20 protein-coding genes are annotated in these 22,981 nt (G+C 64.3%); 16 read left to right on the top strand and 4 right to left on the bottom strand.

Features of this window, described 5'->3' with window-relative positions:
* Positions 1-39 precede the first annotated feature (39 nt).
* The gene (locus KUV81_RS15105; protein WP_222544732.1) at positions 40-1,443 is read right to left on the bottom strand and encodes a M20/M25/M40 family metallo-hydrolase; all 1,404 of its coding nucleotides are present in this window, start codon (positions 1,441-1,443) and stop codon (positions 40-42) included.
* 125 nt (positions 1,444-1,568) lie between these two features.
* A complete protein-coding gene (gene rpsT / locus KUV81_RS15100) occupies positions 1,569-1,829 on the bottom strand; it encodes a 30S ribosomal protein S20 (RefSeq protein WP_222544731.1) in 261 nt (86 codons plus the stop codon).
* Positions 1,830-2,101: 272 nt separating this feature from the next.
* On the opposite strand from rpsT, the gene murJ reads away from it, so the two are divergent.
* The 6 genes from murJ (at position 2,102) to ispH (ending at position 9,396) form a co-directional block, all read left to right on the top strand.
* Positions 2,102-3,658: a murein biosynthesis integral membrane protein MurJ gene (gene murJ / locus KUV81_RS15095; RefSeq protein ID WP_222544730.1), complete on the top strand. Its 1,557-nt coding sequence runs from the start codon at positions 2,102-2,104 to the stop codon at positions 3,656-3,658.
* Positions 3,659-3,719: 61 nt separating this feature from the next.
* Positions 3,720-4,667 carry a bifunctional riboflavin kinase/FAD synthetase gene (gene ribF, locus KUV81_RS15090; protein WP_222544729.1) on the top strand — a complete coding sequence of 316 codons (948 nt, stop codon included), beginning with the start codon at positions 3,720-3,722 and terminating at the stop codon, positions 4,665-4,667.
* A 14-nt stretch (positions 4,668-4,681) separates the two neighbouring features.
* Positions 4,682-7,504 (top strand): isoleucine--tRNA ligase, encoded by a 2,823-nt coding sequence (gene ileS / locus KUV81_RS15085; protein WP_222544728.1) that lies wholly within the window; start codon positions 4,682-4,684, stop codon positions 7,502-7,504.
* Positions 7,497-8,021 carry a signal peptidase II gene (gene lspA, locus KUV81_RS15080; protein ID WP_222544727.1) on the top strand — a complete coding sequence of 175 codons (525 nt, stop codon included), beginning with the start codon at positions 7,497-7,499 and terminating at the stop codon, positions 8,019-8,021. The genes ileS and lspA overlap by 8 nt, the downstream gene beginning before the upstream one ends.
* On the top strand, positions 8,018-8,467 hold the full coding sequence (fkpB, locus tag KUV81_RS15075; protein ID WP_222544726.1) for an FKBP-type peptidyl-prolyl cis-trans isomerase: 450 nt from the start codon (positions 8,018-8,020) through the stop codon (positions 8,465-8,467). Before lspA ends, fkpB begins: the two co-directional genes overlap by 4 nt.
* On the top strand, positions 8,467-9,396 hold the full coding sequence (ispH, locus tag KUV81_RS15070) for a 4-hydroxy-3-methylbut-2-enyl diphosphate reductase (RefSeq protein WP_222544725.1): 930 nt from the start codon (positions 8,467-8,469) through the stop codon (positions 9,394-9,396). Before fkpB ends, ispH begins: the two co-directional genes overlap by 1 nt.
* Before the next feature lie 58 nt (positions 9,397-9,454).
* On the opposite strand, the gene KUV81_RS15065 is transcribed toward ispH, so the two are convergent.
* Positions 9,455-9,853 (bottom strand): type IV pilin protein, encoded by a 399-nt coding sequence (locus tag KUV81_RS15065; RefSeq protein WP_222544724.1) that lies wholly within the window; start codon positions 9,851-9,853, stop codon positions 9,455-9,457.
* A 110-nt stretch (positions 9,854-9,963) separates the two neighbouring features.
* Between KUV81_RS15065 and KUV81_RS15060 the strand changes: the two genes are divergently transcribed.
* From KUV81_RS15060 to glnB, 6 genes are all read left to right on the top strand, one after another.
* Complete coding sequence (locus tag KUV81_RS15060) at positions 9,964-10,554, top strand: GspH/FimT family pseudopilin (protein WP_222544723.1); 591 nt, start codon at positions 9,964-9,966, stop codon at positions 10,552-10,554.
* Positions 10,545-11,264: a PilW family protein gene (locus KUV81_RS15055; RefSeq protein WP_222544722.1), complete on the top strand. Its 720-nt coding sequence runs from the start codon at positions 10,545-10,547 to the stop codon at positions 11,262-11,264. The genes KUV81_RS15060 and KUV81_RS15055 overlap by 10 nt, the downstream gene beginning before the upstream one ends.
* Positions 11,265-11,275: 11 nt before the next feature.
* A complete protein-coding gene (locus KUV81_RS15050; protein ID WP_222544721.1) occupies positions 11,276-12,385 on the top strand; it encodes a PilX N-terminal domain-containing pilus assembly protein in 1,110 nt (369 codons plus the stop codon).
* Positions 12,382-14,709, top strand: coding sequence for a hypothetical protein (locus KUV81_RS15045; protein WP_222544720.1), 2,328 nt, complete (start codon positions 12,382-12,384; stop codon positions 14,707-14,709). Before KUV81_RS15050 ends, KUV81_RS15045 begins: the two co-directional genes overlap by 4 nt.
* Before the next feature lie 68 nt (positions 14,710-14,777).
* Entirely contained in the window at positions 14,778-16,397 is a 1,620-nt protein-coding gene (locus KUV81_RS15040; RefSeq protein WP_222544719.1) for an NAD+ synthase, read from the top strand.
* A 5-nt stretch (positions 16,398-16,402) separates the two neighbouring features.
* Positions 16,403-16,741 carry a nitrogen regulatory protein P-II gene (gene glnB, locus KUV81_RS15035; RefSeq protein ID WP_222544718.1) on the top strand — a complete coding sequence of 113 codons (339 nt, stop codon included), beginning with the start codon at positions 16,403-16,405 and terminating at the stop codon, positions 16,739-16,741.
* Positions 16,742-16,805: 64 nt separating this feature from the next.
* Here the strand turns inward: glnB and KUV81_RS15030 are convergent, their stop codons facing one another.
* Positions 16,806-17,576, bottom strand: coding sequence for an outer membrane protein assembly factor BamD (locus tag KUV81_RS15030; RefSeq protein ID WP_222544717.1), 771 nt, complete (start codon positions 17,574-17,576; stop codon positions 16,806-16,808).
* Positions 17,577-17,697: 121 nt separating this feature from the next.
* Between KUV81_RS15030 and rluD the strand changes: the two genes are divergently transcribed.
* The 4 genes from rluD (at position 17,698) to KUV81_RS15010 (ending at position 22,502) form a co-directional block, all read left to right on the top strand.
* Positions 17,698-18,669: a 23S rRNA pseudouridine(1911/1915/1917) synthase RluD gene (rluD, locus tag KUV81_RS15025; protein WP_222544716.1), complete on the top strand. Its 972-nt coding sequence runs from the start codon at positions 17,698-17,700 to the stop codon at positions 18,667-18,669.
* A complete protein-coding gene (gene pgeF, locus KUV81_RS15020) occupies positions 18,669-19,397 on the top strand; it encodes a peptidoglycan editing factor PgeF (RefSeq protein WP_222544715.1) in 729 nt (242 codons plus the stop codon). The genes rluD and pgeF overlap by 1 nt, the downstream gene beginning before the upstream one ends.
* Before the next feature lie 72 nt (positions 19,398-19,469).
* Positions 19,470-22,043, top strand: a complete 2,574-nt coding sequence (clpB, locus tag KUV81_RS15015) for an ATP-dependent chaperone ClpB (protein WP_222544714.1) — start codon at positions 19,470-19,472, stop codon at positions 22,041-22,043.
* A gap of 126 nt (positions 22,044-22,169) precedes the next feature.
* Entirely contained in the window at positions 22,170-22,502 is a 333-nt protein-coding gene (locus KUV81_RS15010; protein WP_222544713.1) for a hypothetical protein, read from the top strand.
* Positions 22,503-22,981: the final 479 nt, after the last annotated feature.

The following is a 22,981-nucleotide window of genomic DNA, read 5'->3' as shown; positions in this document are numbered from 1 at the left end:
ATAAAAAGGCCCGCAATCGCGGGCCTTTTTTGTTGAGGTTCAGTTGGTGGTGGGGGGAATGGGCCGAAGCGTGCTGTCGGCGTTGGCCATCAGCCAGGCAAACAGGGTGTAGACCGCGGCACTTTGCCGGATCGCCTCGGGGTCAATCTTGTCCAGGGTGTCGTCCGGAGTGTGGTGGTAATCGAAGTAATCGGTGCCGTCCATATTGAGGCCCGCCACCGGTACCCCCAGCGGCGGCAACACGGAGACGTCCGGGCCGCCCCAGCTGTGGTTGTGACCCAGGGTGACCCCCAGGGGCGCCATCTGCGCCACCATCGCCTCGATGGCGGGGCGGGCGGCCTCATTCACCCGGCTGTCCAGGCGGTAGATGGGGCCGGCGCCGAAATCCGCTTCCGCGGCGATGTAGTGGTTGTCCAGATCCGCCTGATGGTGGTCCCGGTAGGCTTTTGCGCCGATAAGGCCGATCTCCTCGGCGGCATAGAGCACCACCCGAACGGTGCGCGCCGGGCGCTGTTCCAGGTCCAGGATGTGCTGGGCGGCGGCGGTGACGATCCCCACGCCGGCGCCGTCATCCAGTGCCCCGGTGCCCTCGTCCCAGGAGTCCAGGTGGGCGCCGATCACCACGATCTCCTCCGGCTGGCTGCGGCCGCGGATCTCACCGATGACGTTGTAGGAGGTGGTCTGCCCCTTGTCCATGGACGCCAGCTCCAGTTTGACCTGGATGTCGTCCTGGCGGGCCAGCATGCGGGTCAGCTGGTCGGCGTCCGGCGGCGAGATGGCCGCCGCCGGGATCTTGGCCACACCATCGACGTAGCGCATCACCCCGGTGTGGGCGAAGCGGTGACTGCTGGTACTGACGCTGCGCAGCAGCAGGCCAACGGCACCCTTCTGGGCCGCCGCCACGGCGCCCCGGCCGCGGGCCTTGACCACCGGGCCGTAGCCACGACCGTCCTTGAACCGCTCCATCTTGTGATCGATGAACGCCAGCTTGCCCTTCACCTGGGCTGGATCCGCCGCTTCCAGGTCCGCCAGGGTGTCGAAACGCACGATGCGGGCTTCGATGCCCCCCTCTGGCGTGGGCACCGAATTGCCCAGGGCGCTGATCACCAGCGGCTGGGGGAAGGGCAGGGTGACCTGAGCGTCGGCATAGCCGCGCTCCCAGTGGGGGACGGTGACCGGCTCCAGGCGCACGGCGTCGAATCCCATGGCCTCGAATCGGGCCTTGGCCCAGGCCACGGCCCGGGCGTCCCCCTCGGTGCCTGCCAGGCGGGGGCCCACTTCGGTGGTGAGGGACTCCACCACCTGCCAGGCGATGTCGCTTTGCAGGGCGTGGTCACGCAGTCGGTCGCTGTGATTGAGCGTGGCGTCGTCGAAAGGTTGAGCGTGGAGGCCCGCGGTCAGCAGACCGGCGCCCAGGGCCAGGGCTCGGAAGGAGTGCAGCATGGGGGTCCTTGTTGTTGTTATGTCGTCTCTGTGGAGGCGACAGGGTAACAAAAAGGTGACGGGCTGTCAGAGGGGCACAAAAAAACCGGCCGAAGCCGGTTTTCAATCTGGTATCGAAGCGCCAATTACAGGGCTTTGATTTGGGCAGCCAGGCGGCTCTTGTGACGAGCGGCCTTGTTCTTGTGGATCAGGCCTTTGGTGGCCATGCGATCCAGGATAGGCTGGGCAGCGTTGAACGCTTCAGTAGCGGCAGCTTTGTCGCCAGCGGCGATAGCAGCTACCACTTTCTTGGTGTAAGTGCGCATCATGGAACGACGGCTGGCGTTGTGTTGACGACGCTTCTCGGCCTGGATGGCGCGCTTCTTAGCAGACTTGATGTTAGCCAAGTGCAAACTCCTAAAAACGGTGCAGTCTGGATTCTCAGAAAGGTCGCGAATTTACTTTTTTTGCCCATCTTTGTCAACGACAATGTGCAAATAAGCGTCAGCGCAAAGGTGGACTCAGGACCATACTTGGCGTTCCACGACCCAACTGGTTTAAGATGGGCGCAAATTCTAGCAGCATTACCGCCCAGGCAACAGGGGCAGAATGCAATTTTTCCATATCCAGTGCGGGGGGCGGTTGAAGCGCCCCCCGTCGGTTTTGCGGGACAGCGAACTTGAGTAAGAAATTGGTGCGCTCCGGGATGGTGGTGAGCGCCATGACCCTGGTGTCACGGGTACTGGGACTGGTGCGGGATGTGGTGGTGGCCGGACTGATGGGGGCGGGGGCCGCGGCGGACGTCTTCTTCCTGGCCAACAAGATCCCCAACTTCCTGCGCCGACTCTTTGCCGAGGGCGCGTTCGCCCAGGCTTTTGTGCCGGTGCTCACCGAGTACCAGCAGCAGAAGAGCCAGAGCGAGGTGCAGGAACTGATCGCCAAGGTCAGCGGCACCCTGGGGGGGATCGTCACCCTGGTTACCCTGGTGGGGGTGATCGCCTCACCGGTGCTGGCGGCGCTGTTCGGCACCGGCTGGTTCGTGGCCTGGCTCGGCGGCGAGCCGGAGGGGGAGAAGTTCCTGCTGGCGGCGTTGATGCTGAAGATCACCTTCCCCTATCTGTGGTTCATCACCCTCACCGCCCTGGCCGGCGCCATCCTTAATACCCTGGGGCGCTTCGCGGTGGCGGCCTTTACCCCGGTGTTTCTCAACGTCGCCATCATCGGCTGTGCCCTCTGGCTGTCCCCCGAGCTTGAGCGGCCGGAGCTGGGCCTGGCCTGGGGGGTGTTCCTCGGTGGCCTGATCCAATTTCTGTTTCAGATCCCCTTCTTGCTGCGCGCCAACATGCTGGTGCGCCCCCAGTGGGGCTGGCACCACCCGGGGGTGAAGAAGATCCGCACCCTGATGATCCCGGCGATGTTCGGGGTCTCGGTCAGCCAGATCAACCTGCTGTTCGACACCCTGATCGCCAGTTTCCTGATGACCGGTTCCATCAGCTGGCTCTACTACTCGGATCGCCTGCTGGAGTTTCCCCTGGGGTTGTTCGGCATCGCCATCGCCACGGTGATCCTGCCGGCCCTGTCCAAGGACAAGGCCAATGACGATCCGACTCAGTTCGGCCGCACCCTCGACTGGGGCGTCCGCTCGGTGCTGCTGGTGGGGATCCCGGCGATGCTGGGGTTGATGGTGCTGGCCCAGCCGATGCTGATGGTGCTCTTTATGCGGGGGGAGTTCTCTGTGGCGGACAGCCAGATGGCGGCGGTCAGTCTGCTGGCCTACGCCTCGGGGCTGCTCAGCTTTATGCTGGTCAAGGTGCTGGCCCCCGGTTACTACGCCCGCCAGGACACCAAGACCCCGGTGCGCTATGGCATCATCGCCATGGTGGCCAACATGGGCTTTAACCTGGCCCTGGCGATCCCCTTCGGCTACGTCGGCCTGGCCCTGGCCACCTCCGCCTCCGCTACTTTGAACGCGGCGCTGCTCTACCGGGGCCTGCGCCGCCAGGGGGTGTACCAGCTCAGCAGCGCCAGTGTCGGCATCATCGCCCGCATGGCCCTGGCCGGGGCGGTGATGGCGGCGGTGCTGCTGCAGCTGTGCCCCAACGAGGCCGGCTGGCTGGCCATGGGCTTTATGGAGCGGGTGGCCACCCTGTTTGGTCTGATTGGCCTGGGGGCCCTCAGCTACGGCGTCAGCCTGCTGCTGTTCGGCCTGCGTCCGGCCCAGCTAAAGAGCCTGTGATCTCGCCCCCCGGCTGGGGTATAATCCGGCGATTTTCGAAGCAAAGACAAGCAACGGGTTCATGGAGTTAATTCGCGGCATCCACAACCTCAGTGAACGCCACCGTGGCTGCGTGCTGACCATCGGCAATTTCGATGGTGTGCACCGCGGCCACGCCGAGGTGATCCGGCGTCTGGTGGCCCTGTCCCGTCAGTATGGCGTGCCGGCCACCGTGATGGTGTTTGAGCCCCAGCCTCAGGAGTACTTTCTTAAAGAGAAGGCTCCGGCCCGGCTGAATCTGCTGCGGGACAAACTGGACCGCCTGGCGGAGCTGGGGGTGGACCGGGTGCTCTGTGTCCGCTTCGATCAGCGCTTCGCCCAGTGGGAAGCGGAAGATTTTGTCCAACAATTGCTGGTACAGAAGCTGGGGATCCGCTATCTGGTGGTGGGAGACGACTTCTGTTTCGGCCGGGGCCGGCGCGGAAACTTCCCCTTCCTGCAGCGGGCCGGCGAACAACACGGCTTTGCCGTTGAGGACACCGCCAGCTGTCGCCTGGGGGAGGAGCGGATCTCCTCCACCTTGATCCGCAACGCCCTGGCCGAGGGCGATCTGGTTGCGGCCGAGCGGATGCTGGGTCACCCCTACCAGATCAGCGGCCGGGTGGCCCACGGCGATAAGCTGGGGCGCACCATCGGCTTCCCCACCGCCAACATCCTGCTCAAGCGCACCGTGGTGCCGGTCAGCGGGGTCTACGCGGTTCGGGTGCAGATGGAGGATGGCCGCTGGCACCATGGGGTGGCCAACGTGGGCAAACGGCCCACCCTCTCCGGGCAGCAGTGCCGCCTGGAGGTCCACCTGTTTGATTTTGACGCCGACCTCTACGGTCAGCACCTGCACGTCCGGCTGCACGCCTGGCTGCGGGACGAACACGCTTTCGCCTCCCTGGAGGCGCTCAAAGCCCAAATCCAGTTGGATGCGCAGAACGCCCTCGAGGCGCTGCGTGTCCCGGAACACTCTGAAAACCGATGATGGTGTAAGGATCGATGGTCGATTACAAAACTACGCTGAACCTTCCTGAGACCGATTTCCCGATGCGCGGCAACCTGGCCAAGCGGGAACCGGAAATGTTGCAACAGTGGAATGAGAAGGGGCTGTACAAGGCGATCCGGGCCAGCCGCCAGGGCGCCAAGCCCTTCATTCTGCACGATGGTCCCCCGTACGCGAACGGCGACATCCACATCGGCCACTCGGTCAACAAGATCCTCAAGGACATCATCATCAAGGCCAAGACCCTGTCTGGCTTTGACGCCCCCTACGTGCCGGGCTGGGACTGCCACGGGCTGCCCATCGAGCTCAAAGTGGAGCAGAAGGTGGGCAAGCCTGGCCAGAAGGTTTCCGCCGCCGAATTCCGCCAGAAGTGCCGCGAATACGCCAAGACCCAGGTGGAGGGCCAGAAGGCCGACTTCATCCGCCTGGGGGTCCTGGGGGAGTGGGACAAGCCCTACCTGACCATGGACTTCGGCACCGAGGCCAACATCATCCGTGCCCTGGCCAAGATCATCGACAACGGTCACCTGCACAAGGGTGCCAAGCCGGTGCATTGGTGTACCGATTGCGGCTCCGCCCTGGCCGAGGCCGAGGTGGAGTACGAGGACAAGACCTCACCGGCCATCGACGTGCGCTTCAAGGCGGACGACGCCAAGCTGGTGGCGGATAAGTTTGACTGCGCCGAGGGGCACCAGGGCGAAGGCCCGATCTCCGCGGTGATCTGGACGACCACCCCCTGGACCCTGCCCGCCAACCGCGCCATCGCCCTGCACGAGAGCGTGCAGTACGCCCTGGTGCAGGTGGAGGGCGAGCAGCCCGAGCGGCTGATCCTGGCCGCCGATCTGGTCAAGGACGTGATGGACCGGGCCGGCATCGAGCACTACCACAACCTGGGCTTCTGTGAAGGTCGCGCGCTGGAGCTGACCCAGTTCCACCACCCCTTCTACGACATGCTGGTGCCGGCGATCCTCGGCGATCACGTCACCACCGAGTCTGGCACCGGCTGCGTGCACACCGCCCCCGGCCACGGCCAGGACGACTTCGTGGTGGGCAACAGGTACAACCTGGAGGTGGCCAACCCGGTGGGCAACAACGGCGTCTACCTGGCGGACACCCCGCTGTTCGCCGGTCAGCACGTGTTCAAGGCCAACGGCCCCATCGTCGAGGTGCTCAAAGAGAAAGGCGCGCTGCTGCACCACGAGGCGTTCCGCCACAGCTACCCCCACTGCTGGCGCCACAAGACCCCCATCATCTTCCGTGCCACCCCACAGTGGTTCATCTCCATGGATCAGGCCGGGCTGCGCAGCCGCTCCCTGAGCGAGATTGAGCGGGTTCAATGGGTGCCGGATTGGGGCCAGGCCCGGATCCACACCATGGTGGAGAACCGCCCGGACTGGTGCATCTCCCGTCAGCGCACCTGGGGTGTGCCCATCGCCCTGTTCGTTCACAACGAGACCCAGGCCCTGCACCCGCGCAGCGTTGAGCTGATGGAGCAGGTGGCCCAGAAGGTGGAAGCCGATGGCATTCAAGCCTGGTGGGATCTGGACGCCGCCGAGCTGCTCGGCGACGAAGCGGCCCACTACAGCAAGGTGACCGACACCCTGGACGTGTGGTTCGACTCCGGTGTCACCCACGCCTCCGTGGTGGACGCCCGGGGCGAGTTCAACGGTCACGGCGCCGATCTCTACCTGGAAGGCTCCGATCAGCACCGCGGCTGGTTCATGTCCTCCCTCATCTCCTCCGTGGCGATGAAAGAGGGGGCGCCTTACCAGCAGGTGCTGACCCACGGCTTCACCGTGGACGGCAAGGGCCGCAAGATGTCCAAGTCCCTGGGCAACGTGATGAGCCCCCAGCAGGTGGTCAACAAGCTGGGCGCCGACATCCTGCGCCTGTGGGTGGCTTCCACCGACTACACCGGTGAGATGACCGTCTCCGACGAGATCCTGAAGCGCAGCGCCGACGCCTACCGCCGCATTCGCAACACCTCCCGCTTCCTGCTGGCCAACATGAGCGGCTTTAATCCCGCCACCGACATGGTGGCTCCGGAGCAGATGGTGGCCCTGGACCGCTGGATCGTGGCCCGCGCCCATGCCCTGCAGCAGGAGATCGTGGCCGCCTACGAGGGCTACAACTTCCACCAGGTCAGCCAGAAGCTGATGCACTTCTGCTCCATCGAGCTGGGCAGCTTCTACCTGGACATCATCAAGGACCGCCAGTACACCGCCAAGGGCGACAGCCTGGCCCGGCGCTCCTGCCAAAGCGCCCTCTACCTCATCACCGAGGCGATGGTGCGCTGGATGGCGCCGATCATGAGCTTCACTGCCGACGAGATCTGGCAGGCCCTGCCCGGCGAGCGCGAGCCCTTCGTCTTTACCCAGCTCTGGTACGACGGCCTGGTGGCCATGGACGAGCAGGCCGAGGTGAGCAACGGCCAATGGCAGCAGCTGGTGGAGGTGCTGGCGGAGGTCAATAAGCAGCTGGAGCAGGCCAAGGCCGAGGGCATCAAGAACCGCCTGGAAGCCGAAGTGACCCTCTACGCCGAGGGCGAGCTGCTGGCCCTGCTGGAGAAGCTGGGGGACGAGCTGCGCTTTGTGCTCATCACCTCCGAGGCCAAGGTACGTCCCCTGGGCGAGGCGGGCGACGCCGCCGACAGCGCCATCGAAGGGCTGAAAGTGGCGCTGGTAAAAACTGAGGCGGCCAAGTGCGAGCGCTGCTGGCACCACCGTCCCGAGGTGGGCACCCTGGACGCGCACCCGACCCTGTGCGGGCGCTGTGTCACCAACATCGACGGCGAAGGAGAGCAGCGTCAGTATGCTTAAGCAACTCTGGGCCAAGCGCCCCGGGCAGTGGCAGGCCTCCGGCTGCAAATGGCTGTGGGTCGGGGTGGTGGCGCTGGTGATCGATCAGATCACCAAGATCTGGGCCAGCACCAGCCTGACCTACATGGATCCGGTGCCGCTGATGCCCTACCTGAACCTGTTCTACATCCATAACGAAGGCGCCGCCTTCAGCTTCCTGGCGGACGCCGGGGGCTGGCAGCGCTGGGGCTTTGCGGTGTTTGCCCTGGCGGTCTCCGCCGGGTTGCTGTTTATGCTGCGCACCCAGGCCGCCGGCCTCAAACGACTGAACCTGGCCTACGCCCTGATCCTGGGCGGGGCCATCGGCAACCTGATCGACCGGGTGCTGTACGGCTACGTCATCGACTTTATCGACTTTTACGTCGGCAACTGGCACTGGCCGGCGTTCAACATCGCCGACAGCGCCATCTGTGTGGGGGCGGGACTGATGATCCTGGACGCCTTCCTGCAGCCGAAACACACCGAGGAGGCCAAATGAGCCAAGTGGTAGTGGGCCCCGGCGCCCAGGTGTTCATGCACTTTAACGTGGAGCTGCCGGACGGCAGCGTGGCCGACAGCACCCGCGCCCACGGCAAGCCGGCCCGGCTGACCCTGGGGGATGGCAGCCTGAGCCCCGCCATGGAAGCGGAGCTGATGGGTCTGGCCAAGGGCGACAAGAAGCGCTTCTCCCTGGCCCCGGAGCACGCCTTCGGTCAGCCCAACCCGGACAACGTCCACCACATGGACCGCACCCAGTTCGCCGCCGACGCCGAGCTGTCCGAGGGCACCATCATGGCCTTTACCGCCGCCGACGGAAACCAGTACCCTGGGGTGATCCGCTCGGTAGAGGGCGATTCGGTCACCGTCGACTTCAACCACCCCCTGGCGGGCCAGACGGTGCTGTTCGACGTGGAAATTTTGGACATTCTGGCCAAGGAGGCGTGATGAAAGTCTTACTGGCAAACCCCCGCGGCTTCTGCGCCGGGGTGGACCGGGCCATCAGCATTGTGGAGCGGGCCCTGGAGCTGTTTGAGAAGCCCATCTACGTGCGCCACGAAGTGGTGCACAACCGCTACGTGGTGGACGGCCTGCGCCAGCGCGGCGCCGTCTTTGTCGACCAGCTGCACGAGGTGCCGGACAACGCCATCGTCATCTTCAGCGCCCACGGCGTCTCCCAGCAGGTGCGGGACGAAGCCAAGGACCGCGGTCTCAAGGTGTTCGACGCCACCTGTCCGCTGGTGACCAAGGTGCACATGCAGGTCACCCGGGCCAGCCGCAAGGGCGTGGAGTGTGTGCTCATCGGTCACGCCGGCCACCCGGAGGTGGAGGGCACCATGGGCCAGTACGACAACGCCGACGGCGGGATCTACCTGGTGGAATCCCCGGAGGACGTGGCCAAGATGACGGTGAAGGACGAAACCAATCTCACCTTTGTCACCCAGACCACCCTCTCCATGGACGACACCGCCGAGGTGATCGACGCCCTCAAGCGCCGCTTCCCGGCAGTGGAGGGGCCCCGCAAGGACGACATCTGTTACGCCACCCAGAACCGTCAGGACGCGGTGCGCGAGCTGGCGGTCCAGTGTGATCTCTTGCTGGTGGTGGGGTCGAAAAACTCCTCCAACTCCAACCGGCTGCGGGAGCTGGCGGAGAAATCCGGCACCCAGGCCCACCTCATCGACGGCGCCGACGACATCCAGCCCCAGTGGCTGTCCGGCGTCCAGCAGGTGGGGGTCACCGCCGGGGCCTCGGCCCCCGAGGTGCTGGTGCAGGGGGTGATCGACGCCTTGAAGTCCCTGGGGGCCGCCGAGGTGGCCGAAGCCAGTGGCCGTGAGGAGAACGTGGTGTTCCACGTCCCCGCCGAGCTGCGCTGAGCCTTGCCATAAAAAGCGCCGCCCCGGTTCTGTACCGGGGCGGCGTTTTTTATGGGGCTTACCAGCAGGCGCTGGGGCTGCGAACGTCGGCGTGACTCAGGCTCAAGGTGGCGCAGCTGGTGCTGCCCTCGGTGTCGCTGGCCTGGGAGGTGCCGGATTTGGCGGTGGCGGTCAGGGTGTAGCCGCCGCCGCTGGTGGTCACCGACAGGGTGTAGTAGTTCAGGGATTTGCCGGTCAGGTCGCTGGTGGTGGCGGTGTAGCTGCGGGCCTCCAGCCAGTGCTCCTCCTGGGCCAATTGCATCTGGATCAGCGACTCCAGCGCTTCGGCGCGACGGGCCTCCCGCAGGTGGCTCTGGAAGGAGGGCACCGCGATGGCCGCCAGCACGGCAGCGATGGCCACCACTATCATCATCTCAATCAAAGTGAAGCCGCGAAGGCGAAGTGCTGTTGGGGCCATAACCGTTCCTTGTTAAGTCCGACAAAAAAATAACTCAGTGCTACCCTTAACCCTGTATGTTATTAAATGTTAGCGTCTTTATGTAATTTTTTGTTGGGCAAGGATCCGCCATGAAACGCCTCAAGGACTCCGTCTCCCCTCGAAGGGTCGCGGGGCTGACCCTGCTGGAGATGTTGATCGCCGTCGCGGTGCTGGCGATCCTGGTTTCCGTCGCCGTCCCCTCCTACCAAGAGATCTCGCAAAACCTGCGCCTGCGGGCCGCCGGCTTCCAACTGTTCGAAACCGTCCACCAGGGGCGCAGCGAGGCGATCAAGCGCGATCTGGAGGAGGTGACCCTCAAGTTCATTACCCCCAGTACCGGTGACTGGTGCATCCGCCTCACCGACTCCCCGGATGAGTGCACCGATTGCAGCCTAAGCGGCCAGACCAACAAGTGCGACCTGCAGGGGGACGGCATCGTGCGGGGCGTCGACGGCGGTCGCTTCCCCAACGTCAGCCTGAGCACCACTTTCAGCAACAACAAACTGACCCTCACCAACAGGCGCAACACCTTAAGCGCCGGCAACGGCAAGTTCAGCCTGGGCAGCGACAAGGCCGCCTGCCTGGTCACCTCGAACCTGGGCCGGGCTCGGCTGTGCACCCCGAACGGCAAGGACAGCATCTGGGGCCTGGAGCAGTGTGGAGGCACCGTATGCAACTGAACCGCGGTTTCACCCTGGTGGAGATGATGATCGCCATGGTGCTGGGGCTTATCGTCCTGGGGGCCACCCTGGCCTTTTTCACCTCCAACCTGCGAGCCAACAACACCACCTTGCAACTGGCCCGGCTCAATCAGGAGCTGCAGACCCTGAGTACCATGATGGTGCGCGACATCCGCCGGGCGGGCTTTCGCGGCGATGCGGTGGCCAACCGGGACCTGTCGGATCGCAGCTTTATGTTCCTGCCGCTGACCGCCAGCAGCAGCGGCGGTGCCACCACCTGGACCGCCCAGGACCTGGACATTCTGGCCACCGTCGACACCACGGGCACCGCGGGCAGCCACGCCAACGGCGGGCCCTACACCTGCATCATCCTGAAATCGGACCTGGACGGCGACGGGGTGTTGGACACTGCCGCCAGCGATGACGAGCGGGTGGGGTACCGCTACGACAGCACCAATCAGCAGGTGGACAAGGGCAACTGGGCCGCCAGCGTGACCACCCCCACCTGCGCCAACGGCGCCTGGACCGCCATCACCTCCAGCAACGTGGTGATCACCGCGCTGGAGTTTGAGCTGGACCCGCCGGTCACCGCCGAGGACAAGCGCCTGGTGCAGTCGGTGATCCTGCGTTTGAGCGGGCACCTGGACAGCAACAGCGCCATCGACATGACCATCGAGCAGCGGGTGCGGCTGCGCAACAACGCCTTCTGAAGGGGACAGGGATGGAATCGGGCCAAAAGGGATTCGCCACACTCACCGTCACACTGCTGATCACCGTGATCCTGGCGATGGTGACGCTCTACGCCGCCAAGGTGATGGTGGTGGAGAAGCGCATCGCCGCCAACGAAACCGCCTACTCCGCGGCCTTTGCCCTGGCCGAGTCCGGCCTGGACGCGGCGGGCAAGGCGTTCATCGACGACGACTCCCTGTGTGACACCAGTCGGGACTTCACCCTGGTGGGCGGGGAGAGCATCGCGGTGTCCTGGAGCTGCATCGGAGGGGCGGCTCCGGTTACCGTCGAGGCCACCTACCGCGACAGCAGCACCGGCGCCAAGGTCACTCTGGCCGAAGCCTACACCTACGCTTTCTTGCTCGACATGGGCGCGCCGCCGCCCCTTTCCGCCGCCGGTTTTGTCGACGTTCAGGGCTCCTTCCGGGTGGGGGCCAACCCCAACGGTGGCGGCAACGGGGTGCCGGTCTCCATCTGGTCCGGTGACGACATCGACATGACCAACGCCAACGGCAAAACCTGCGCGGTGCAGGAGTTCAGTCGTGACCGCTGCGCCAGTGATACCTACAGCGAACGGGGCGTGGAGGGGGAGGACTTGGCCCAGTCCGACCCCAACTTCCCCGATGATCTGCTCGCCTTCACCTTCGGCGTGCCCATCGAACAGTGGGAAACCCTGCTCACCACCGGCCGCATCCCCGCCAGCAACGTGCTGCCCGACTGCACCTCCCTGGACGCCAACAGCACCGGGATCTTTCTGATTGAGGGCGATTGCAACGTCAATGGCATCGGGGCTGCCGACACCCCGGTGGTGGCGCTCATCCGAGACGGCAGCCTCAAGGTCAACGGCAACGACGACTCCTACGGCATCTTCTTCTCGCTGGAGACCGACGAGGCGGGCACCGCCGAGATCACCACCAGCGGTAACGCCACCATCTACGGGGCGGTGATGGCCAACCACAACAACGTCAAGATCACCGCCGGGGCTTTCGGGGTGACCTGGCATCCGGACGTGTTTGACCGTCTGCTCAGTGACAACAACACCATCTTCAAGCCGCTGGTCAAGGTGGCCGGCAGCTGGCGTGATTTCGAGGTGACACCATGACAGGGAAGCATCAGCGAGGGATAGGCCTGGTGGAGGTGCTGATAGCGATACTGGTGGTGTCGCTGTCGGTGGTGGCCCTCTCCCGGTTGCAGGGCCAGCTGCTGCGCAGCGGCGGCGAGACCAGCATGCGCGAGGTGGCCTTGAAGCTGGCCCAGGCCAAGTTGGACGATCTGCGCAGCTTCACCACGGCGGTCGATACCGGGGGCTTCGATTACGGGGACATCGCCAGCAATGCCGGCGGTCGACTGACCGCCGCCGATGCCTTGATGATGCCCAGCGGTGAGACCACCTTCGACAACCAAAGCTTCACCCTGCGCTGGGCGGTCACGGATCTCTACCTGGTGGGTGGAGCCTACACCGCTACCGACCCCGGGGGGGCCGAGGTGGCCCAGAAGCGGGTGAAGATCGGTGTCGGCTGGAACGTGGCGGACGGCAGCAGCAAGACAGTCACCCTGGAGGGCTACATTGCGCCCATCGCCACCGACACCGGCGTCGCCGATCCCGGTGGGGCGGGCATCGGCGGCGGCGGACCCCAGGTCTACACCACCGAAGGGGTGGCCCCGGACGTGCTGGGCCTGGATATCGGTGACACCAGCAACGAGAACGGCAGCCATAACGTTGAGCGGGAGACCTTCAAACCCATCCCGGACGTGGAGCTGGACGACGAGGTGGTGCTGGTGCAGTTCGACACCATCAACTTCATCGACGATGGGGTCAAAAGTGGCGAGGTACTGCGACTGAACCAGCAGGATGCCCTTACCGTGGGCTGCAACTGCGAGTACAACGCCAGTTTCAGCGGCGAACTCGAATTGCCGTCCCCCCTCTACCTCGACGACTCCCTGGAGGAGTACCAATGGCAGCGTTACCTGCCGCCGGTGACGCTCAGTCAGGCGGGCAAACAGGCCGTGGGCCAGCCCAACGTCAGTGGCAGCGTCAGCGCCCGGGCCCTGGATTTTTGCACCACCTGCTGTGAGAGCCATTTCGACGGCAAGGACTCGGCGGTGGGCAGCAGCGATCTCTCGGATCTGGCTGGGGCCACGGGCAACCCCTACGATGAGCTCAGCTACGGCGATTTCCAGTTCTACAGCCAGGACAGCAGTCGGCGCAATGCGGATCGCTACACCGACCCCTATGAGGTGACCTCCAAGATCACCCCCAACGCCGCCGGCATCTACGCCGAGGCTTGCCGCATGCAGCGCATCGACGGCTACTACCGGATGATGCCCGACTGGCAGCAGATCGATCTCCAGGTGCTGCCCCGCTCCTACCTGAGCACCGGAGCGGTGGAGAGCGCCTACCTGACCCACATCAGCAACGTACTGGAAACCTACATGAGCTGCGGCGGTTACGGCGATCCCGTAGGCTTCCCCAGCGGCACCTGCGCCATCAGCGACACCGCCGTAGGCAGCGACGCCGACGGCGACGGCGACTCGAGCAACGACCTCATTCCCAAAACGTCCACCACCCTGACTCCGGGGACCCATCAGCTGATGGCCCGGGCCATCTACATGGATCCGGTCAACAGCGCGGTGCGCTCGGCCTACCTGGGCGAGAGCGGCACCGAATCCAACCTGGCGGCGCTGCCCTTTAACGAGGTGAACATCACCCTGTTCGCCGATTGGGAGCTCTACCAGTGCCCCAACGGCACTGAAGTTTGGTCTGCCAGTGAACTCGAGGCACTGAGTAACGGCTGCAAGCTGTGCACCGACGCCCTGTGCACCGACGCCTCCATCACCTCGGAGCCAGTGGAGACCATCGTTGACCCGGCCAACAACTACTACGGCACCTACAGCCGGGGCCTGCTGACCATCAGTGCCACCGCGGATCAGAACTTCGATTACTACGCCCTGGTGCGCTCCGGCCAGGGCAACTCCGGGCTGACCGGCCTGGGGCCCACCATGCCGCGGGACATCGACACCGCCCGCGCCTCCGCCATCAAGCTTAAGGTGGACAGCACAGTGGCCGGTTTCGGCGGGCGCATCGAGTGTTTGGTGCCTAAGGCCACCGGGGGCAGCATTGCCTACGATAAATGTTCCAACAGCGATTGGGATTCCATCAGCATTGCCGAGTCCGGCAACGTGAGCTGCACCATCTCCACCTCAGGGTCGGCGGCCAGTAACTCCTTTACCTGCAGCTACAGCGCCTGGACCGGCCAGGTGGAGGTAGTCGGCACCGGCAAACAGACCGTCGGTGGTCTGCTGACCGTCAGTGAGGTCAAGGCCGCGGCCCTTAAAGAGGACGGTTCGGAGAACCAGTTCTGCATCGTGGTGTACGAGCCCGACCCCGATGGGGCGCTTGGAGTGCCGGAGGCCTGCACCTTCTGATCGTTCCCTCCGGGGCGGGATTTCGCTACCATGCGGCGATCGCAACCGAAGTAAGGACAGCGCGAAGCATGAGCAAACAACTGGTGGTGGCCCTGGCCCAGCTCAACCTCACCGTCGGGGCCATTGAGGAGAACACCGACAAGATCCTGGCCTGGACCGCCAAGGCCGAGGCCCAGGGGGCGGATCTGGTGCTCTTTCCCGAACTGGCCCTGACCGGCTACCCGCCGGAAGATTTGCTGCTGCGCCCCGACTGCCTCGCCCGGGTGGACGCTGCTCTGGCGCGCCTCAAGGCCTACCCCGGGGAGGCGGCCATGCTGGTGGGCCACCCCGCCGACTCCGAGCCGGGCCTGCGCAACCGCGCCAGTCTCATCCACCAGGGCCAATGTCTGGGCCACGTCGACAAGCAGCGCCTGCCCAACTACCGGGTGTTCGACGAGGACCGCTACTTCGAGCCGGCCGATCACAGCGCCGTCATCCCCTTCAAGGGGCATCAGCTGGGGGTGCTCATCTGCGAGGACATCTGGCACCCGGGGCCGGTGCGCCAGGTGACCGAACAGGGCGCCGATCTGCTGCTGACCCTCAACGCCTCCCCCTTCGACATGGCCAAGCTCGATGAGCGCCTCGACGTGCTGGAAGCCTGCACTGCCGAGTCTGGCCTGTCGGTGATCTACCTCAATCAGATCTGCGGCCAGGATGAGCTCATCTTCGATGGCCACTCCCTGGTGATGGACGCCGCGGGCCACATTTGTCACGAGCTTCCCCAGTTCGAGGAGGCGCTGCAGCTGGTGCGCTTTACCGACGGCCAGCCCGATGAGGGGGCCCGTCATCCGCTGCCGGAACAAGACGCCCAGGTGTACAACGCCCTGGTGCTGGCGGTGCGCGATTATGTCGGCAAGAACGGCTTTAAGGGCGCGGTGCTCGGCCTCTCCGGTGGCATCGATTCCGCCCTGACCCTGGCGGTGGCCGCCGATGCCTTGGGGGCGGAGAAAGTGCAGGCGGTGATGATGCCCTTCAAGTACACCTCCTCCATGAGCCTGGAGGACGCCAAAGGGCAGGCCGACGCCCTGGAGGTGGATTACGAGGTGGTCTCCATCGAGCCAATGTTTGACGCCTTTATGGGCCAACTGGCGCCCCTGTTCGAGGGCACCGAAAAGGACACCACCGAGGAGAACCTGCAGGCCCGGGCCCGCGGCGTGCTGCTGATGGCCCTGTCCAACAAGAGCGGCAAGATCTTGCTCACCACCGGCAACAAGAGCGAGATGGCGGTGGGCTACTGCACCCTCTACGGCGACATGTGCGGGGGCTTTGCGGTGATCAAGGACCTGCCCAAGCTGCTGGTCTACCGCCTGGCCCGCTACCGCAACACCCTGTCGCCGGTGATCCCGGAACGGGTGATCACCCGCCCCCCGTCGGCGGAGCTGGCACCGGACCAGGTGGACCAGGACAGCCTGCCTCCGTATGATGTGCTCGATGACATCCTCGAGCGCTATGTCGAGCGAGATCAAGGCCTTGATGAGATCGTGGCCGCCGGGCACAACGAACAGGATGTGCGCCGGGTGATCCGGCTGACCGACATCAACGAGTACAAGCGGCGCCAGGCGGCCGTGGGCCCGCGGATCACCCCCCGGGCCTTTGGCAAGGATCGTCGCTACCCCATCACCTCTGGATTTGGCAAACGGAACTGGTAACGAAGATGAAAAAGTTGGAAGCGGTGATCAAGCCGTTCAAGCTGGATGACGTGCGCGAGGCCCTGGGCGAAATCGGCATCACCGGGATGACCGTCCAGGAAGTGAAAGGTTTTGGTCGCCAGAAGGGCCACACCGAGCTGTACCGCGGCGCCGAGTACATGGTGGATTTTCTGCCCAAGGTGAAGATTGAGCTGGTGATCGCCGACGAGCTGCTGGAGCAGGCCATCGAGGCCATCGTCGACACCGCCCGTACCGGCAAGATCGGTGATGGCAAGATCTTCGTCACCGACGTGGCCCGGGTGATCCGCATCCGCACCGGCGAAGAGAACGAAGACGCCATCTGACCCTCAGACCGGCACACACAAAAAAAAGGCGCCCATCGGGGCGCCTTTTTTCGTGGCTCTGGCCTCAGAAACGGTTGGCCAGGCGGTTGTTCGGGTAGGTGGCTTTGAGCACCTGAATGCTGTGATCGCGCATGGTCTCCTGACCCAGCTCGTCGTAGCTGGTGACCATGATCTCCAGGGCCCGCTCGCTGGCGGGGGTGCCCGGGTAGGTCTCCAGCACCTGCTGGGCCCGGTTGGCGGCGCCCACCCAGGCCTCCATGGTGACGTAGTACTCCGCCACCCGCAAAGAGAAGTCCGCCAGGCGGTTACGCAGCATGATCATGCGACGCTGGGCGTCCGGGGCGTAACGGCTGTTGGGGTAGCTCTTGATCAGGGTTTCGAAATCCCGGAACGCCGAGATGGCGTGGCTGGGATCCCGGTCGGAGCGGTCGATCCCCAGCATGTCGTGGAACAGGTAGCTGTCGGTCTGCATGTTCACCAGACCACGCATGTAGTAGACGTAGTCGATGTCCGGGTGGGTGGGGTTCAGACGGATAAAGCGGTCCACATTGGCCAGGGCACTGGGGCTGTCTTCCAGCTTGTAGTAGGCGTAGATGAGATCCAGCTGGACCTGGGTTTTGTGGGGCCCGAAGGGGTAACGGCTGTCCAGGGCTTCGAGCACCTGAGAGGCCTTGGTGAAGTTGCCCAGTTCCATGGCTTGGCGTGCGTCGGCGTAAAGCGCTTCCGGGGAGCGGTCTTCTACGACGTAGCCGGAGCGGTCGCCGGAGCTGGAGCAGGCGGACAGGGCAAAAACGCTGCCCAGAGCGAGCAACAGCGAACCTGTGATCTTGCGCATGCTGATGTGAGATCCCTTATCTGGCCGTGCGTGACGGGGTCAAAACACGATAAAATGCAATTTGAGCGATTCTAACAGAACTGATACTGATTTCGAGCCTTTCCGGCCTGAGCTAAACACTATGACGCAACAAATTGAACTGGAAGGAATTATCTCCGATAGCCAGCTGGGACAACGACTCGACCAGGCCCTGGCGGAGTGTTTTCCTGACTACTCCCGCAGTCGGATCAAAGAGTGGATCCTGGCCGAGCGGGTCAGCCTGGACGGAAAGACGGTGGCCAAGCCCCGTGAGAAGGTGATGGGGGGCGAAGCGGTCCTCATCCAGGCGGAGTTTGAGGAGGAGGTGGCAGCCCAGCCCCAGGCGATGGACCTGGACATCATCTACGAGGACGACGACATCCTGGTGATCAACAAGCCGGCGGACCTGGTGGTCCACCCCGGCGCCGGCAACCACGATGGCACCCTGCTCAACGCCCTGCTGCACCACTGCCCCGACATCGTCAACGTGCCCCGGGCGGGCATCGTCCACCGATTGGACAAGGACACCACGGGGCTGATGGTGGTGGCCAAGACCGTCCCGGCCCAGACCCACCTGGTGAGCCAACTGCAGGACCGGGCCATCACCCGGGAGTACGAGGCGATCGCCATGGGCGTGATGACTGCCGGTGGCCACGTGGACGAGCCCATTGGCCGTCACCCCCAGCGCCGCACCCACATGGCGGTGACCGAACTGGGCAAGCCCGCAGTCACCCACTACCGGGTGGCGGAGAAGTTCCGTGCCCACACCCGGTTGCGCTTGCGTCTGGAGACCGGGCGCACCCACCAGATCCGCGTCCACATGGCGCACCTGCATCACCCCCTGGTGGGCGATCCCCTCTATGCCGGCCGGCCCCGTCCCCTGCGTCTGGCCGATGAGACCCTGAGCACCACCTTGAAGCGTTTCGGCCGTCAGGCCCTGCACGCCGCCATGCTGCGCCTGGAGCACCCCATCACTGGGGAAACCATGCAGTGGACGGCGCCGGTGCCTGAGGACATGGTGCGCCTGACGGCCCTGCTGCGGGCGGACACCGCCGAGCACGGGTTCGACTACTGATGTGGTTCGAGGCCGACTGGCCAGCCCCGGCCTCGGTGCGGGCCATCAGCACTGACCGGCAGGGGGGCGTCTCCTTACCCCCCTTCGACGGCTTCAACCTGGGCGGTCACGTTGGCGACCGGCCGGAGCACGTGACGGCCAACCGTCATCAGTTGCAAGGCCAGGCCGGTTTGCCCAGCGCCCCTTACTGGCTCAATCAGGTGCACGGCACCGCCGTGGAGGTGCTGCCCAGTGCTCGAATCACCCCACAGGCGGACGCCAGCTACAGCCGTCAGGCGGGGACGGTGTGCACCGTGATGACCGCCGACTGCCTGCCGGTGCTGCTGTGCGATCGCGCCGGCACCGAGGTGGCCGCCGCCCATGCCGGTTGGCGGGGGCTGGTGGATGGCGTGCTGGAGGCCACCCTGGCCCACTTTAAGGCTCAACCCGGCGAGATCCTGGCCTGGCTCGGCCCGGCCATCGGGCCGGCGGCCTTCGAAGTGGGACCGGAGGTGCGCGAACGCTTTGTCGCGCAGATGGCTGAGGCGGAGCAGGCCTTTGTGCCCCGCGGCGACCGTTACCTGGCGGATCTCTACGTCCTGGCCCGTCAGCGACTGGCCCGGGCCGGGGTGACCGACGTGTATGGCGGGCAGTGGTGCACCTACCAAGACCCCCAGCGCTTCTTCTCCTACCGCCGGGATCAGCAAACCGGCCGCCAGGCGAGCCTGATCTGGCTTCAAGACGCTTGAAAAAGTCGATTAGCGCCCCCAATTAGTGAGTATCCGCCCGAACCGGGCTTCTTCGCTTTAAGGGGGCAGCGCATGCGACTTGACCGAATGACCAGCAAGTTCCAGCTGGCGATCTCCGACGCTCAGTCACTGGCACTGGGCCGCGACCATCAATACATCGAACCGGCCCACGTGATGCTGGCCCTGCTGAACCAGGACGGCGGCACCGTCCGGCCGCTGTTGCAGCTGTGCACCGTGGACATCACCGCCCTGCGCAGCAAACTCACCCAGGCGTTGGACAACCTGCCCAAGGTCACCGGGGGAGATGCCGAGGTGCAGCTCTCCCGCGAGCTCATCAAGGTGCTCAACCTCTGCGACAAGCTGGCCCAGAAGCGCAAGGACCAGTACATCTCCAGCGAACTGTTTGTCTTGGCTGCCGTGGAGGCCCGCGGCGCTTTGGGCGAAACCCTGCTGCAGCTGGGGGCCGAAAGTAAAAAGCTGGAGAGCGCCATTGAGCAGGTGCGCGGTGGTGCCCAGGTGGATGACCCCGGTGCCGAAGACCAGCGCCAGGCCCTGGACAAGTACACCATCGATCTCACCGAGCGGGCCGAGCAAGGCAAGCTGGACCCGGTGATCGGCCGGGATGAGGAGATCCGCCGCACCATTCAGGTGCTGCAGCGCCGGACCAAAAACAACCCGGTGCTCATCGGCGAACCCGGAGTGGGTAAGACCGCCATCGTCGAAGGCCTGGCCCAGCGCATCATCAATGGCGAAGTGCCCGAAGGGCTCAAGGACAAGCGCGTCCTCTCCCTGGACATGGGGGCCCTGCTGGCCGGCGCCAAATACCGCGGTGAGTTCGAGGAGCGGCTCAAGGCCGTACTTAACGAGCTGGCCAAGGAGGAGGGCCGGGTGATCCTCTTTATCGATGAGCTCCACACCATGGTGGGTGCCGGTAAAGCGGAAGGGGCGATGGACGCCGGCAACATGCTTAAGCCGGCCCTGGCCCGCGGTGAACTGCACTGCGTCGGGGCCACCACCCTGGACGAATACCGCCAGTACGTGGAGAAGGACGCCGCCCTGGAGCGCCGTTTCCAGAAAGTGGTGGTGGATGAGCCCAGCGTCGAGGACACCATCGCCATCCTGCGGGGCCTGAAGGAGCGCTACGAACTGCACCACAGCGTGGAGATCACCGATCCCGCCATCGTGGCGGCGGCCACCTTGTCCCACCGTTACGTCTCCGACCGCAAACTGCCGGATAAGGCCATCGATCTCATCGACGAAGCCGCCTCCAGCATCCGGCTGGAGATTGACTCCAAGCCGGGACCCCTGGATCGCCTGGAGCGGCGCATCATCCAGCTTAAGCTGGAGGAACAGGCCCTGGCCAAGGAGAGCGACGAAGCCAGCCTGAAACGCTTGGGCCTGCTCAAGGAGCAATTGACCGAGTTGGAGCGGGAGTTTGGCGAGCTTGAGGAGATCTGGAAGACCGAGAAAGCGGCCCTGGCCGGTACCCAGCACATCAAGGCTGCACTGGAGCAGGCCCGGCAGGATCTCGACGTGGCTCGCCGTGCCGGGGATCTGACCCGCATGTCCGAGCTGCAGTACGGTCGCATTCCAGAGCTGGAGAAGCAGCTGGATTTGGCCGCCCAGGCGGAGATGCAGGAGATGGCGCTGCTGAAAAACCGGGTCACCGACGCCGAGATTGCCGAGGTGCTGGCCAAGGCCACCGGGATCCCCGTGGCCAAGATGCTGGAGGGGGAGCGGGACAAGTTGCTGCGAATGGAATCCGAGCTGCACCGGCGGGTGGTGGGGCAGGACGAGGCGGTGGACGCCGTGTCCAATGCCATTCGCCGCAGCCGGGCCGGGCTGGCGGATCCCAACCGGCCCATCGGTTCCTTCCTGTTCCTGGGGCCCACCGGGGTGGGGAAGACCGAGCTGTCCAAGGCGCTGGCCCAGTTCATGTTCGACAGCGACGACGCCATGGTGCGCATCGACATGTCGGAGTTTATGGAGAAGCACTCCGTGGCCCGCCTGGTGGGGGCCCCCCCGGGGTACGTGGGGTACGAGGAGGGCGGTTACCTGACCGAAGCGGTGCGCCGCAAACCTTACTCGGTGATCCTGCTGGACGAGGTGGAGAAAGCGCACCCGGACGTGTTCAACATTCTGCTTCAGGTGCTCGATGATGGCCGCCTGACCGACGGTCAGGGCCGCACCGTGGATTTTCGCAATACGGTGATCATCATGACCTCCAACCTGGGCTCGGATCAGATCCAGCAGCACTTCGGCGAGCTGGATTACGGCGAACTCAAGAGTCTGCTGCACGGGGTGCTGATGCAATCCTTCCGTCCGGAGTTCATCAACCGGGTAGACGAGACTGTGGTGTTCCACCCACTGGCGGAGGATCAGATCGCCCAGATCGCCCGCATACAGCTGCAAGGTCTGGAGCGGCGCCTGGCAGAGCGGGACTACCCCTTGGCCATCAGCGACGAGGTGCTGGCCAACCTGGCTACTGCCGGCTTCGATCCCGTGTTCGGGGCCCGGCCGCTCAAGCGGGCCATTCAGCAACGGCTGGAGAACCCCCTGGCCCAGCAGATCCTCTCGGGGACCCTGGTGCCGGGCAAACCCATTCAGGTGGTTCTGCAACCGGACGGGCTGGGATTCACCCAGTGATAACCAACGAAGGAGGGGCCGTGGCCCCTCCTTTTGGTTATATCGGACAGGCAAAGCGATCTAAAAGCGTCGACCCCCAACTGCTATCTGTTTGTAGTGAAGCCCAGAGAACCCAAGAGAGGCATCATGAAGAAGGTACTGATTGCGGGGTTTGCGTTGTTGGCACTGCCGGTGATGGCAAACCACTACGGAGGTGTGCAGTTTTACGACATCGCCACCAAGTCCAAGGCCGAAACCAAGGTACTGGCCCAGGCCGATTCCATCGAGGCACTCCAACAGCAGTTGATGGCCAAGGGGGAGAGTGAGCAAGACATTAATGCCCTGCTGCGCGATTCGCCCACCGCCGCCGGCGGCGATGAGGGCACCCGGATTGAAGCCAAGCGGGTGGTCGACCGCTGCTACTACAGCTTCCAGGCTGTGGCTTGCAGCACCAAAGTGGTCTATCAGGTGATCGAGTAACCCTGTCAAACTCGCTTTGCCCGAAGCAAACGCGAGTTCAACTTGAGAAAAGCGCCGTCTAGCGGCGCTTTTTTGTCCTAAACTAAGAAGTCCGGGTTTGAGAAAGGCGATAAAACAGCCGTCTTGCTCGAAGAGTGAGCGGTCGGCCGTTCAGGGGCAAATTTCCCCTTGTCGGCGCCAAACTCGGCCCTATAATGCGCTCCCTGTCGACGGGGCACAGCGGGAAACAACGCGCTGCGCTACCAGAGGGCCCCAAGGGGTGCTGGTTAAAATGTCGACGGTCGGATGGGAAAGTTCAAAACGGCCCTTGACGACGACGGAGGAAAGCGTAGAATGCGCCTCCTGCCTTGAGAGAGGCAACGCTCTTTAACAATTAGTCAGACAATCTGTGTGGGCACTCACGCGGGATTGAGATTTCATCATTTATCTCAATGCTAACTGAGTGACACCAAGTTAATTCAGTATTCATTGAGTAGGTC

The sequence above is a fragment of the Ferrimonas balearica genome (assembly GCF_019802085.1).
Lineage (GTDB): Bacteria > Pseudomonadota > Gammaproteobacteria > Enterobacterales > Shewanellaceae > Ferrimonas > Ferrimonas balearica_B.
Note: the sequence above shows the minus strand (reverse complement) of the source record. Positions and strands in the feature narration are given on the sequence as shown.